This window comes from Pseudomonas sp. NPDC089996 (genome assembly GCF_044748405.1).
In the GTDB taxonomy this organism is placed as follows: Bacteria; Pseudomonadota; Gammaproteobacteria; order Pseudomonadales; family Pseudomonadaceae; genus Aquipseudomonas.
In genome coordinates, this window is sequence record NZ_JBIVGA010000011.1 from 165,709 (window position 1) to 177,272 (window position 11,564).

Annotated in this window: 12 protein-coding genes; 7 read left to right on the plus strand and 5 right to left on the minus strand. The window is 63.7% G+C overall.

Annotated features, from left to right (window positions below):
- Positions 1–105: 105 nt before the first annotated feature.
- Together ACIPW4_RS19910 and ACIPW4_RS19915 are read right to left on the minus strand one after the other, a co-directional pair.
- Complete coding sequence (locus ACIPW4_RS19910; protein ID WP_400660793.1) at positions 106–1,086, minus strand: Bug family tripartite tricarboxylate transporter substrate binding protein; 981 nt, start codon at positions 1,084–1,086, stop codon at positions 106–108.
- A 31-nt stretch (positions 1,087–1,117) separates the two neighbouring features.
- The gene (locus ACIPW4_RS19915; RefSeq protein WP_400660794.1) at positions 1,118–2,407 is read right to left on the minus strand and encodes an OprD family porin; all 1,290 of its coding nucleotides are present in this window, start codon (positions 2,405–2,407) and stop codon (positions 1,118–1,120) included.
- A 199-nt stretch (positions 2,408–2,606) separates the two neighbouring features.
- Between ACIPW4_RS19915 and ACIPW4_RS19920 the strand changes: the two genes are divergently transcribed.
- Complete coding sequence (locus ACIPW4_RS19920) at positions 2,607–3,278, plus strand: response regulator (RefSeq protein ID WP_027594137.1); 672 nt, start codon at positions 2,607–2,609, stop codon at positions 3,276–3,278.
- Positions 3,271–4,650, plus strand: coding sequence for a sensor histidine kinase (locus tag ACIPW4_RS19925; RefSeq protein ID WP_400660795.1), 1,380 nt, complete (start codon positions 3,271–3,273; stop codon positions 4,648–4,650). The genes ACIPW4_RS19920 and ACIPW4_RS19925 overlap by 8 nt, the downstream gene beginning before the upstream one ends.
- 26 nt (positions 4,651–4,676) lie before the next feature.
- Here ACIPW4_RS19925 and ACIPW4_RS19930 read toward each other — a convergent pair whose 3' ends face one another.
- Together ACIPW4_RS19930 and ACIPW4_RS19935 are read right to left on the minus strand one after the other, a co-directional pair.
- Positions 4,677–5,483, minus strand: a complete 807-nt coding sequence (locus ACIPW4_RS19930) for an HDOD domain-containing protein (RefSeq protein WP_400660796.1) — start codon at positions 5,481–5,483, stop codon at positions 4,677–4,679.
- 31 nt (positions 5,484–5,514) lie between these two features.
- Positions 5,515–6,456 carry a YgfZ/GcvT domain-containing protein gene (locus tag ACIPW4_RS19935; RefSeq protein ID WP_400660798.1) on the minus strand — a complete coding sequence of 314 codons (942 nt, stop codon included), beginning with the start codon at positions 6,454–6,456 and terminating at the stop codon, positions 5,515–5,517.
- A gap of 133 nt (positions 6,457–6,589) precedes the next feature.
- Between ACIPW4_RS19935 and ACIPW4_RS19940 the strand changes: the two genes are divergently transcribed.
- Positions 6,590–6,844: a succinate dehydrogenase assembly factor 2 gene (locus tag ACIPW4_RS19940; protein ID WP_008094993.1), complete on the plus strand. Its 255-nt coding sequence runs from the start codon at positions 6,590–6,592 to the stop codon at positions 6,842–6,844.
- A complete protein-coding gene (locus ACIPW4_RS19945) occupies positions 6,828–7,289 on the plus strand; it encodes a protein YgfX (RefSeq protein ID WP_400660800.1) in 462 nt (153 codons plus the stop codon). Before ACIPW4_RS19940 ends, ACIPW4_RS19945 begins: the two co-directional genes overlap by 17 nt.
- Here ACIPW4_RS19945 and nadB read toward each other — a convergent pair.
- Positions 7,276–8,880 carry an L-aspartate oxidase gene (nadB, locus tag ACIPW4_RS19950; protein ID WP_400660802.1) on the minus strand — a complete coding sequence of 535 codons (1,605 nt, stop codon included), beginning with the start codon at positions 8,878–8,880 and terminating at the stop codon, positions 7,276–7,278. The genes ACIPW4_RS19945 and nadB overlap by 14 nt on opposite strands.
- Before the next feature lie 435 nt (positions 8,881–9,315).
- Here nadB and rpoE point away from each other — a divergent pair, with 435 nt between their 5' ends.
- From rpoE to ACIPW4_RS19965, 3 genes are read left to right on the plus strand one after another with little or no spacing between them, the layout of a single operon-like run.
- A complete protein-coding gene (rpoE, locus tag ACIPW4_RS19955) occupies positions 9,316–9,897 on the plus strand; it encodes an RNA polymerase sigma factor RpoE (protein ID WP_003252049.1) in 582 nt (193 codons plus the stop codon).
- A gap of 31 nt (positions 9,898–9,928) precedes the next feature.
- Entirely contained in the window at positions 9,929–10,519 is a 591-nt protein-coding gene (locus tag ACIPW4_RS19960; protein ID WP_400660804.1) for a sigma-E factor negative regulatory protein, read from the plus strand.
- A gap of 12 nt (positions 10,520–10,531) precedes the next feature.
- Complete coding sequence (locus tag ACIPW4_RS19965) at positions 10,532–11,497, plus strand: MucB/RseB C-terminal domain-containing protein (RefSeq protein WP_400660806.1); 966 nt, start codon at positions 10,532–10,534, stop codon at positions 11,495–11,497.
- Positions 11,498–11,564 lie beyond the last annotated feature (67 nt).

Here is an 11,564-nt window from a genome sequence, read left to right on the forward strand (position 1 = left end):
GCGGCCCCAGGATCTCAGCAGCACTGCAAGGAATGCTGGGGCTGCTGCGCAGCCCTTTCGCGACACAAGGCCGCTCCCACAAAAAAAGCTGACCGCGTGGGGGGCTTACTGGACCAGGCCGAATTCCTTGGCCAGTGCCTTGTAGTCAGCCACCTGCTTTTTCACATAGCCGTCCAGCTCCGCACCGGTCATGGCGAACGGGAACAGCTCGCGCTGGTCACGCAGCTTGGCGAAGTCTTCCGAAGCCAGCATCTTGTCGAACGATTCTTTCCACCAGGCGTACTCTTCGTCGCTCACCTTCGGCCCGAGGTAGAAGCCGCGCACCACCGGCCAAACAATGTCGTAGCCCTGTTCCTTGGCGGTGGGGATGTCTTTCATTTCCGGCTCGTCCAGGCGGTTTTCCGAGAACACCGCGAGGATGCGCATGTTGCCGCTCTGGATGTGTGGCATGGAGTCGGAGATGTCGGTGGAACCGACCTGGATGTGCCCGCCCAACAGCGCGGTGGCGATTTCGCCGCCGCCTTCCAGGGCCACGTAGCGCAAGTCGCGCGGATTGATACCGGCCGCCTTGGCGATCAGCGCGGTCTGCATCCAGTCCTGGCTGCCAACCGTGCCGCCGGAGCCGATCACCACCTTGCTCGGGTCTTTCTTCAGTGCCGCGACCAGGTCGTCGAGGGTCTTGTAGGGCGAGTCGCTCTTCACCGCGATGGCGCCGTAGCTGGTGCCGACTGCGGCCAGCCACTTCACCGCGTTCTCGTCGAAGCGGCCGAACTTGCCCTGGGCCAGGTTCAGCAGCGAGCCGCTGGACCAGGCCACCAGGGTGCCAGCATCGGCCGGGCGCTGGGCGACCACGGCGTTGTAGGCCACTGCGCCGACACCGCCGGGCATGTAGGTCACGCGCATCGGCTTGCTGAGGATCTTCTCCTGCACCAGGGCGCTCTGCACCAGTTTGCAGGTCAGGTCGAAGCCACCGCCGGGTGAGGCGGGGGCGATGCATTCAGGGCGTTTCGGTTCGGCAGCGAGGGCGTTGCCGGCCAGCAGCAGGCAGCCGGTGGCCAGAACGAGGCGGCGCAGTGAAAAGGTCATCGTCAGTCTCCGTGAGTGTTGTTGTTATGGGTTACCACAGGGCTACGCTGTAGCTCACCAGCAGCCGCACTTCGTCGGCATCGCGGGCGAAGTTGGAGCGGAAGGTGGCGTTGCGCAGGCGCACGGCGACGTTCTTCAACGGGCCGCTTTGTACCACGTACTTCATCTCGGTATCGCGTTCCCATTCCTTGCCCTCGCCGCCGGCGGCGCGGCTGACATTGTCGCCGCTGAGGTAGCGGGTCATGAAGGTCAGGCCGGGGATGCCGAGGGCGGCGAAGTTGTAGTCGTAGCGAGCTTGCCAGGAGCGTTCGTCGGCGCCGGCGAAGTCGTTGATCTGGACGAAGTTGACCAGGTACGGGTCGGCGCCATCGATGTAGGGGAAGGCGCTGTCGCCCGACAGCTGCTGCCAGGCGGCGCTGACCTTGTGCCCGCCCAGGGTGTAGCTGAGCATCGTGTTGAATGTGGTGTTGTCGATGCGCCCGGCCTTGGCTGCGCCGGCATCGTCGCTGATCGCCAGGCGTACATCAGCGCCAAAGGTACCGGGGCCCCACGGCTGGGTGGCGAGCATGCCGATGAAGTGCTGGCGGTAGATGTCGTCGAGCTGGGCGAAGTGGTAGCTGCCGGTGATGCGGTCGGTGAACTTGTAGTCCAGGCCGGCCAGGTCGAGGTTGTCGGCGCTGAAGGTGCCACCGAAGCGGCCGTTCTTGTTGTTGAGGGCCAGGTCTTCCCAGTTGGTGTCGTTACGGTCCTTGGCTTTGTCCAGGCGCCCGCCGGTGAAGGTCAGGCCCTTGATTTCCTGCGAGGTCAGCAGCCCGCCCTCGAAGGTTTGCGGCAGGATGCGGCCGTCGTTGGGCTGCAGGGTCGGCAGTTCAGGGATCAGGGTGCCGATCTTCAGTTCGGTCTTCGACACTTTCACCTTGCCTGTCAGGCCGAGCTTGGAATACTCGTCGGCAGCCTTGCCGTCATCATGGGTCGGCAGCAGCCCGGTGTCGGTGCGGTCGGGGCTGGAATCGAGCTTGATGCCCAGCATGCCCAGCGCATCCAGGCCGAAGCCCACCGGGCCCTCGGTATAGCCGGACTCGAAGTTGAGCATGAAGCCCTGGGCCCATTCGTCGCGCTTGGATTGCTGCGCGCTGGTGCCGTCGCGAAAGTCGCGGTTGAAGTACATGTTGCGGGTTTCGAAGGTTGCCGTGCTGTCTTCGAAGAAGGCGGCCTGGCTCAGCGGGGCGACACCGGCAAGTGCGAGTGCACTGGCGATGGCAGAAGGGCGTGCGGACGGGGAACGACCAGGCGCGAGCGCCTGAGGCTGCGATGACAGCATCGTGATGACTCCGTTTTTTATTCTTGTTAGTTGCACCTTGCTGGTGCTTTTTTCGGCGCGTGGGGCGACCGTGGTGCGATGCTAGGCAATGAACCTTTCGCTAACCTTTCAGCGTGAAAGGTTTGCTACAAGGGGCTTCACAGGCTTGTCGACGGCGGTAAACTCCGCGCCATCGCCCCACCCGAGCAGGGAGAATCCAATGCGTGTGCTGCTGGTCGAAGACCATCTGCAACTGGCCGAAAGCGTGGCCCAGGCCCTGAAAAGCCATGGCCTGACCGTGGATGTATTGCATGACGGCGTGGCTGCCGACCTGGCCCTGGCCAGCGAGGAATACGCCGTTGCGGTACTCGACGTGGGCCTGCCACGCATGGACGGCTTCGAAGTGCTGGCGCGCCTGCGCGGTCGCGGCAAGACCCTGCCGGTGCTGATGCTCACGGCGCGCAGCGATGTGAAGGACCGCGTCCACGGCCTGAACCTCGGCGCCGATGATTACCTGGCCAAACCCTTCGAGCTGACCGAACTGGAAGCCCGGGTAAAGGCCTTGCTCAGGCGCAGCGTGCTCGGTGGCGAACGCCAGCAGCGCTGCGGGCCGCTGGTCTACGACCTGGACACCCGGCGTTTCAGCCTGGGCGAGGACAACCTGACCCTGACCTCGCGTGAACAGAGCGTTCTCGAGGCACTGATTGCCCGCCCAGGCCGCGTGATGAGCAAGGAACAGCTGGCCGCCCAGGTGTTCGGCCTGGATGAAGAAGCCAGCCCCGACGCCATCGAAATCTACATCCATCGCCTGCGCAAGAAGCTCGATGGCCACCCGGTCGCCATCGTCACCTTCCGTGGCCTGGGTTACCTGCTCGAGCACCGTGATGCGTGACAACGGCAGCTTGCGCGGGCGGCTGCTGGGCAACCTGGCGCTACTGCTGGTGGTGCTGATGCTGGCCAGCGGCCTGAGCGCCTACTGGAACGGCCGCGAAGCCGCCGATACCGCCTACGACCGCACCTTGCTGGCTTCGGCGCGGACCATTGCCGCCGGGTTGTCGCAACGCGATGGCAGCCTCAGCGCCGATGTGCCGTACGTAGCGCTGGATACCTTCGCCTACGACAGCGCCGGGCGCATCTACTACCAGGTGCTGGACATCAACCAGAAGCTGATTTCCGGTTACGAGCACCTGCCGCCACCGCCTCCCGGCACGCCGCGCACCGACGATTACCCGGCATTGGCGCGCTTCTACGACGCCACCTATCTCGGCCAGGATGTGCGGGTGGTCAGTCTGCTGAAAGCGGTGAGCGAGCCGAACATGAACGGCATGGCTGAGATCCGCGTGGCCGAGACCGAAGAAGCGCGGGTGCGCATGGCCCGGGGATTGATGGCCGACACCCTGCTGCGCCTGGGCATGCTGGCGCTGGGCGCGCTGGTGATGGTGTGGTTCGCGGTGAGTGCGGCACTGCGCCCGCTGGAGCGCCTGCGTACGGCAGTTGAAGAGCGACAGCCAGATGACCTGAGGGCGCTGCCGGTGGTGCAGGTGCAACGCGAGCTGAGCCCACTGGTGCGCGCCCTGAACCACTTCACCGAGCGATTGCGCGGTCAGTTCGAGCGCCAGGCGCAGTTCATTGCCGAGGCAGCCCACGAATTGCGCACGCCATTGGCGGCGCTGAAGGCGCGGGTCGAGCTGGGGTTGCGTTCACAGCAGCCCGAAGAATGGCGGCAGACCCTGGAGTCGGCGGCACAGGGCACCGACCGCCTGACTCACCTGGCCAATCAGCTGTTGTCGCTGGCCAGGGTCGAGAACGGTGCCCGGGCGATTGCCGAAGGCGGCGCCCAGCGCCTGGACCTGAGCCAGTTGGCTCGAGAGCTTGGCATGGCCATGGCGCCATTGGCGTATAACCGGGGCGTGACCCTGGCGCTGGAGGCCGAGGCGCCGGTGTGGTTGAAAGGCGAGCCGACCTTGCTCAACGAGCTGCTCAGCAACCTGGTGGACAATGCCCTGGCGCATACCCCGGTAGGCGGTAATGTGATTCTGCGGGTGCTGGCGCCGGCGGTGCTGGAGGTCGAGGACGATGGGCCCGGGATTCCCGAAGATGAGCGCGAACGGGTGTTCGAGCGTTTCTATCGGCGGAGTGTTCAGGGCAGTGGGCTCGGGTTGGCCATCGTCGGCGAGATCTGCAGGGCGCACCTGGCGCAAATCAGCCTGCATGATGGTGAGAAGGGTGGGTTGAAGGTGCGGGTGAGTTTCATCGCCGACTGATCTTCAGCCTGTGCAGGCAACCCAAGTCAGCGCAACATGCTCCGGGCTTCCAGCAACTCGGCGATCTCCAGCTCGGTGCCATAGGGCAAGCCAAGGTGCCTGTAGGCCGGCAACGCCGCCAGCGGTCGGCTGCGCCCGCGCTGGCTCAGGCACTTGGCAATCTGCACCACGTCGATGTAGTCGACCTTGTCGGTTTGCCGGTCCAGGTCCTGTACCTGACTCGGCAGATTGACCAATTGCTCGGGAAACTCCCACGAAGACAGAATCTTGTCTCCCAGCACCGGCTGGATCTGCTCGATCACGTAATGCAGGCAGACCGGGTCGGAGAGCAGCTCGTTGTGCTCTTCGGCGTAGATCAGCACCGGCAGTGCACCGATCTGGTTGACCAGCCCGCCGAGGGTTGCCTGGTCGGGTTTCAGCTGCGTGTAGCGGCGGCAAATTTCATAGCTGATGCCTGCCACTTCAAGGCTGTTCGACCAGATATCCCGTAGCTTCTGTTCAACGGCAGACGAACGGGCATGGAAGATCTGTTCGATTACCAGGCCGATGGCCAGGTTGCAGCTGTAGTTGATACCCAGCCGTGTGATGGCCGTATGCAGGTCGGTGACTTCGACCGCCGCGCGCAACAGCGGGCTGTTGACCACCTTGATCAGGCGCGCCGAAAGGGCGGCGTCACGGCCGATCACCTTGCTCAGGGCGGCAACGCTGATTTCGCTGTCTTCAGCCGCCTCGCGAATGCTCAGGGCAACCTCGGGCAGGGTTGGCAGGACCAGGTCATCGTTGTCGATGGCGGCGAGCAACTGCGCTTGAACCATCTCGGCCAGCTTGTTCATGAACGTCTCAACGGCAAGTGTGGTGCACTGTTCAGCGCTGGATTTCCTGGTCGCGGTCCAGCGCGTACGGCAGGGTCAGTACTCGCAGGCGCGGGCCTTCCTGGCTGCCCAGGTGCAGGTTGTCGTCCTCCACCGATTCAGCGCTCAGCACGGCCAGCAGCTCGCAGCCCTGGCCAGTGCTGGCGGCGAACACCACCTCGCCAACTGACGAGCCATGGGTCGGCGAGAAGATTGGCGTGCCGGGTGCCGGAACATCCCGCTGCTCGAGCGCCAGCCGGTACTGACGGCGCTTGAGCTTGCCCAGGTACTGCATGCGCGCGACGATTTCCTGGCCGGTATAGCAGCCTTTCTTGAAACTCACGCCATCGACTGCCTGCAGGTTGATCATCTGCGGGATGAACAGCTCGCGGGTCGGGCCCATCACCTGGCCGATACCGGCGCGGATCTGCCCCAGCAGCCAGTCGTTGAGGCTGCCTTGCGGCAACGTCGCTGCTAGCTGCTGGCGAATGCTGTCGACCTTGTCAGCCGGTACCCAGAGTTCGATGCGGTCAGTGGAAACGGCAATGGCGATCAGCCCTTCGTGGCGCGCGGTACTGCCCGCCGCTGCCGGAACCTCGAGTCCCAATGCCTGCAACGCGGCGCCGCCACCTTGCAGGCCGAAGCGTGCCCAGGCCGCACTCTCGTCAGTGAGCGTGGCCTTGGAGAAGACGGCATACTTCTTCAGGTCGGCCAGTTGCAGCTCCAGCAGCTCGCTGGCCATGGCCAGCAGGTAGCCATTGCCCTCGGGCAGGATGCGGAAGCTCGACTGCATGCGCCCCTTGACCATGCAGCGGGCGCCCAGGCTGGCGTGCTCGAGGCTGAGGTAGTTGATATTGCAGGTCAGCTGGCCCTGCAGGAACTTGCCGGCGTCGGAGCCGCGAACGGCGAGGATGCCCTCGTGGGACAGGGGGCTGAAGAAAGCGGAATCGGCCATGGGTCATCGCGGTGGCTAAAGACTGGCGGCCATCATAGAACGCCAGTAACAAAATAGGTAGGTGACTAGACCAACGCCCTGTGCCGCTTCGTTCACCGCACGGTATACTGCGCGACCATTCGAGGAGGGCCCCATGGTCGAACAAACTGAACTCAACCGGCTTTTCTGGCACAGCCGTCGCGGCATGCTGGAGCTGGATGTACTGCTGGTGCCATTCACCCAGGAGGTCTACCCGACCCTGAGCGAAGCCGACCGCGAACTTTACGTCCGCCTGTTGAGCTGTGAAGACCAGGACATGTTCGGCTGGTTCATGGAGCGTACCGAGTCCGAAGACCCGGAGCTGCAGCGCATGGTCCGCATCATTCTGGACCGTGTCCAGCCCAAGTGAGTATTTCCAGTGCCGTTGGCAGGGCTCGCGCCTGTTGCTGGCGGCCTACCTGGGTTGCCAGGCGCTGGCGCTGCTGGTCCTGTGGCTGAGTGCGCTGCCCGGGTGGCTTGGCCTTTGTGTGGTTGCCGCCTGTATTGCCCACGCGTGCTGGGCCATTCCCCGTCGAATCCTGTTGACCGATCCCCGTGCTATTACCGGCTTGCGCCGTGATGCGCTGGGCTGGTGTGTGTTCAGCCGGGCGCTGGGCTGGCAGCCGGTGCGCTTGTGCCGGGACAGCGTGGCGGTGCCGGGTTTGGTGGTGCTGCGTTTCGTCAGGGCAGGGCGCTGGCTTGGCCAAAGCCAGTGCGTGCCTCGAGATGCCCTGGGGGCTGACCTGCACCGGCGTTTGCGGGTGCGGCTGAAGTTCAGCCGGCGCAGGTTCGAGCCCTGTTTCAAGTCGGGCTGAGGATGGTGTTCCTGGCCTCGGGCAGCATCCCCGGGTAATCCAGGGTGTAGTGCAGTCCACGGCTTTCCTTGCGCTGCATCGCCGAGCGGATCATCAGCTCTGCCACCTGGGCCAGGTTGCGCAGCTCGATCAGGTCGCGGCTGACCTTGTAGTTGCTGTAGAACTCGTCGATCTCGTCGAGCAGCAGGCGAACGCGATGCTCGGCACGCTGCAGGCGTTTGCTGGTGCGCACGATCCCCACGTAGTCCCACATGAAGCGCCGCAGCTCGTCCCAGTTGTGCGCGATGATCACGTCTTCGTCCGAGTCGGTCACCTGGCTGGCGTCCCAGCAGGGCAGGGCCCTGGGCATGGCGATCTGATCCAGGTGTGCCTGGATGTCCGCCGCTGCGGCACGGCCATAGACGAAGCACTCCAGCAGCGAGTTGCTGGCCATGCGGTTGGCGCCATGCAAGCCGGTAAAGCTGGTTTCACCGATGGCGTAAAGGCCGGGCACATCGGTGTGGCCGCGATCGTCGACCATGACTCCACCACAGGTGTAGTGGGCTGCTGGCACCACCGGGATCGGTTGGCGCGTGATGTCGATGCCGAAGGCCAGGCAGCGCTCGTAGACGGTCGGGAAGTGGTTCCTGATGAAGTCGGCCGGTTTGTGGGTGATGTCCAGGTACACACAGTCGACACCCAGGCGCTTCATTTCGTGGTCGATGGCGCGGGCGACGATGTCGCGCGGGGCCAGCTCTTCTCGCGGGTCGAAGCGTGGCATGAAGCGCTCGCCGTTGGGCAGGCGCAGTAGTGCACCTTCGCCTCGCAAGGCCTCGGTGATCAGAAAGCTCTTGGCCTGGGGGTGATACAGGCAGGTCGGATGGAACTGGTTGAACTCCAGGTTGGCCACCCGACAGCCAGCGCGCCAGGCCATGGCGATGCCATCCCCGCAGGCACCATCGGGGTTGCTGGTGTAGAGGTAGACCTTGGCTGCGCCGCCGGTAGCCAGCACGGTGAAACGTGCGCCGAAGGTGTCGACTTCTCCGCTGTTGCGGTTCAGTACGTAGGCACCCAGGCAGCGATCACCCGCCAGCCCCAGGCGGCGCTCGGTGATCAGGTCGACGGCCACGCGCTGCTCAAGCAGCTCGATGTTCGGGCGTTTGCGGGCCTGTTCCAGCAGCGTGGTGAAAATCGCTGCGCCGGTGGCATCGGCGGCATGGATGATGCGCCGATGACTGTGGCCACCCTCGCGGGTCAGGTGGAACTCGAAACCACCGTCATCCACGCTGGCGTGTTCGTCGCGCGTGAACGGTACCCCCTGCTCGATCAGCCATTCGATGGCTTCACGGCTGTGCTCGACGGTAAAGCGCACCGCTTCCTCGTCGCACAGGCCGCCCCCGGCATTGAGGGTGTCCTCGACATGCGACTGAACGGTGTCGGTATCGTCCAGTACGGCAGCGACCCCACCCTGGGCCCAGAAGGTCGAACCGTTGGCCAGGTCGCCCTTGCTCAGCACGGCAATGCGCAAGTGGCCGGGAAGGTTGAGTGCCAGGCTGAGACCGGCTGCGCCGCTGCCGATCACCAGGACATCATGTTGGAATTGTTGGCTCATGTCGGGACACTAGTAATCTGTGGAAGGGGCGCGGCACAATAGTCACGTGCAGATGGCAATGTGAAACTATCGTGAATGCTGGCCGGGTTGCCTTTATAGCAGCCTGCGGTAGCCAATTTCCATGCCAGTTAGGGCGTTGCGTCAATCTTTGCGGGAACTTTCCGACACGCCCGGAAATCCTATGAAGGCTGTCCGCACGCCACAATTTGCCGCGGCGACGCGGGGCGGCAGCTCTATTCGGGCTGACACCTGCGTATTCGAAACCTGATTATCGACGCAGCGGCCCGTGACCGCGCCGCGTCTTCCGTGCGAGCCGACCAAGGGCCGCAGGAAACTTGCTTGGAGGGGAGAACTTTTGCGCAAAGCCCGAGTCTATGGTTGCAAGCCTGAACAAAGGCTGTGGCAACGCTCCTTCGAGTTCACTGAGGAGTGTTCATGCTAACCCAGGAAGAGGATCAGCAGCTTGTCGAGCGCGTGCAGCGCGGAGACAGGCGAGCGTTTGATCTGTTGGTGCTGAAGTATCAGCACAAGATTCTAGGGTTGATCGTGCGGTTCGTTCACGACACCCACGAGGCCCAGGATGTGGCGCAGGAAGCCTTTATCAAGGCCTACCGTGCGCTTGGCAATTTCCGCGGTGACAGTGCGTTTTATACGTGGCTATACCGCATCGCCATCAACACGGCGAAGAACTATTTGGTGTCCCGTGGAAGACGGCCGCCAGACAGCGATGTGAGCTCCGAGGATGCGGAGTTTTACGACGGCGATCATGGTCTCAAGGATCTCGAGTCCCCAGAGCGCTCCCTGTTGCGGGATGAAATCGAAGGCACTGTCCATCGCACCATCCAGCAACTGCCCGAAGACCTGCGCACGGCATTGACCCTGCGTGAATTCGACGGGTTGAGTTACGAAGACATTGCCAGCGTCATGCAGTGTCCGGTGGGTACCGTGCGCTCTCGAATCTTCCGCGCTCGGGAGGCCATAGACAAAGCCCTGCAGCCGTTGTTGCAGGAAACCTGAGACAGCGGCGACAGCCAAGAGAGGAACCGCCATGAGTCGTGAAGCTTTGCAGGAATCGCTGTCCGCGGTGATGGATAACGAAGCGGACGAACTGGAATTGCGTCGGGTGTTGAACGCCGTCGACGATGCCGAAACCCGTGCCACCTGGTCGCGTTACCAGGTAGCCCGCGCAGCGATGCACAAGGAGCTGCTGCTGCCCAAACTGGATATCGCTTCGGCGGTCTCCGCCGCCCTGGCTGACGAGGCCGTGCCGGCCAAGGTCAAGCAGGGTCCGTGGCGCAGCATTGGCCGTCTGGCCGTTGCTGCCTCGGTCACCGTTGCGGTGCTGGCGGGTGTGCGCATGTACAACCAGGATGAAATCACCGGTGCCGAGCTGGCTGCCCAGCAGCCTGCGCAGCAAGGCCTGAGCATGCCACAAACTCAGGGCCCGGCGGTTTTGGCAGGCTATAGTGAAAGCAGTGAGCAATCGACCGGGCCGATGGCCAACGGCGTGCTGCAGAACCAGGCCGGCTGGGATCAGCGTCTGCCGGGCTATCTGCGCCAGCACGCGCAGGAATCCGCGCTCAAGGGCACTGAAACCGCCCTGCCGTATGCCCGCGCCGCCAGCCTGGAAAACCGCTAAATAAGGAGGATCATGCGCGCGCAACCTCTCCTGTCGCTGCTGATAGGCAGCTGCATGACGGTGCCAGCGTTGGCAGCCAACTCATCGCCCCAGGCGAGCGAGTGGTTGAACAAGCTGGCACAGGCCGAGCAGAAGCAGAGTTACCAAGGCTCCTTCGTCTACGAACGTAACGGCAGCTTTTCTACCCACGATATCTGGCATCGCGTTCAGGACGGCAAAGTCAGCGAGCGGCTTCTGCAGCTCGACGGCGCCGCCCAGGAAATCGTGCGCGTGGATGGCAAGGTGCAGTGCGTCAGTGGTGCCTTGGCGAGCGGGGTAGGTAACCCTCCCGACGCTGCGCAGCGCTTGCTCGATCCCCTCAAGCTGATGAGCTGGTACGACTTGAGCATCGCGGGCAAGTCACGGGTCGCAGACCGCGATGCCGTGATTGTCACGCTGACGCCTCGCGACCAGCATCGCTACGCTTTCGAACTCCATCTGGACCGCCGCACCGGCCTGCCATTGCGCTCATTGATGCTCAATGACAAGGGGCAGTTGCTCGAGCGCTTCCAGATGACCCGGCTGGATACCGACGACGTGCCTGGCGACAAGGACCTGCAAGCCAGTGCCGCGTGCAAGCCGATCGAGCGTGTGGCTACTGTCTCCAGCCAAGCCGTCGCTGGTTGGCGCTCGGACTGGCTGCCGCCGGGTTTCGAGCTGATCAACAGCACGGTGCGCCGCGACCCTGAGCGCGACAGTTCGATCAGCAGCCTGATGTATGACGATGGCCTGGCCCGTTTCTCGGTGTTCCTGGAGCCCGTGAAGGATGACACCGGTGCCGATGTGCGCACCCAGCTTGGCCCGACTTCGGCGGTTTCCCGTCGCCTGAACACGCCCAAGGGCAAGGTACAGGTCACCGTGGTCGGCGAGATTCCGCTGGGTACGGCAGAACGTGTCGCGTTGTCGATGCGCCCTCAGGATGCCCAGGCGCGCCAGTGATGGCGCGCTTTGGCGGGCCGGCCAAAGGGCGATGCACAGGCGCACGGACATATCGCTGAAATGAAAT

Coding starts and splice junctions, on each gene's coding strand:
- ACIPW4_RS19925 (WP_400660795.1), top strand. CDS start 3,271: ATGCGTGACAACGGCAGCTTGCGCGGGCGGCTGCTGGGCAACCTGGCG.
- ACIPW4_RS19915 (WP_400660794.1), bottom strand. CDS start 2,407: ATGCTGTCATCGCAGCCTCAGGCGCTCGCGCCTGGTCGTTCCCCGTCC.
- ACIPW4_RS19920 (WP_027594137.1), top strand. CDS start 2,607: ATGCGTGTGCTGCTGGTCGAAGACCATCTGCAACTGGCCGAAAGCGTG.
- ACIPW4_RS19960 (WP_400660804.1), top strand. CDS start 9,929: ATGAGTCGTGAAGCTTTGCAGGAATCGCTGTCCGCGGTGATGGATAAC.
- nadB (WP_400660802.1), bottom strand. CDS start 8,880: ATGAGCCAACAATTCCAACATGATGTCCTGGTGATCGGCAGCGGCGCA.
- ACIPW4_RS19940 (WP_008094993.1), top strand. CDS start 6,590: ATGGTCGAACAAACTGAACTCAACCGGCTTTTCTGGCACAGCCGTCGC.
- ACIPW4_RS19930 (WP_400660796.1), bottom strand. CDS start 5,483: ATGAACAAGCTGGCCGAGATGGTTCAAGCGCAGTTGCTCGCCGCCATC.
- ACIPW4_RS19910 (WP_400660793.1), bottom strand. CDS start 1,086: ATGACCTTTTCACTGCGCCGCCTCGTTCTGGCCACCGGCTGCCTGCTG.
- ACIPW4_RS19935 (WP_400660798.1), bottom strand. CDS start 6,456: ATGGCCGATTCCGCTTTCTTCAGCCCCCTGTCCCACGAGGGCATCCTC.
- rpoE (WP_003252049.1), top strand. CDS start 9,316: ATGCTAACCCAGGAAGAGGATCAGCAGCTTGTCGAGCGCGTGCAGCGC.
- ACIPW4_RS19965 (WP_400660806.1), top strand. CDS start 10,532: ATGCGCGCGCAACCTCTCCTGTCGCTGCTGATAGGCAGCTGCATGACG.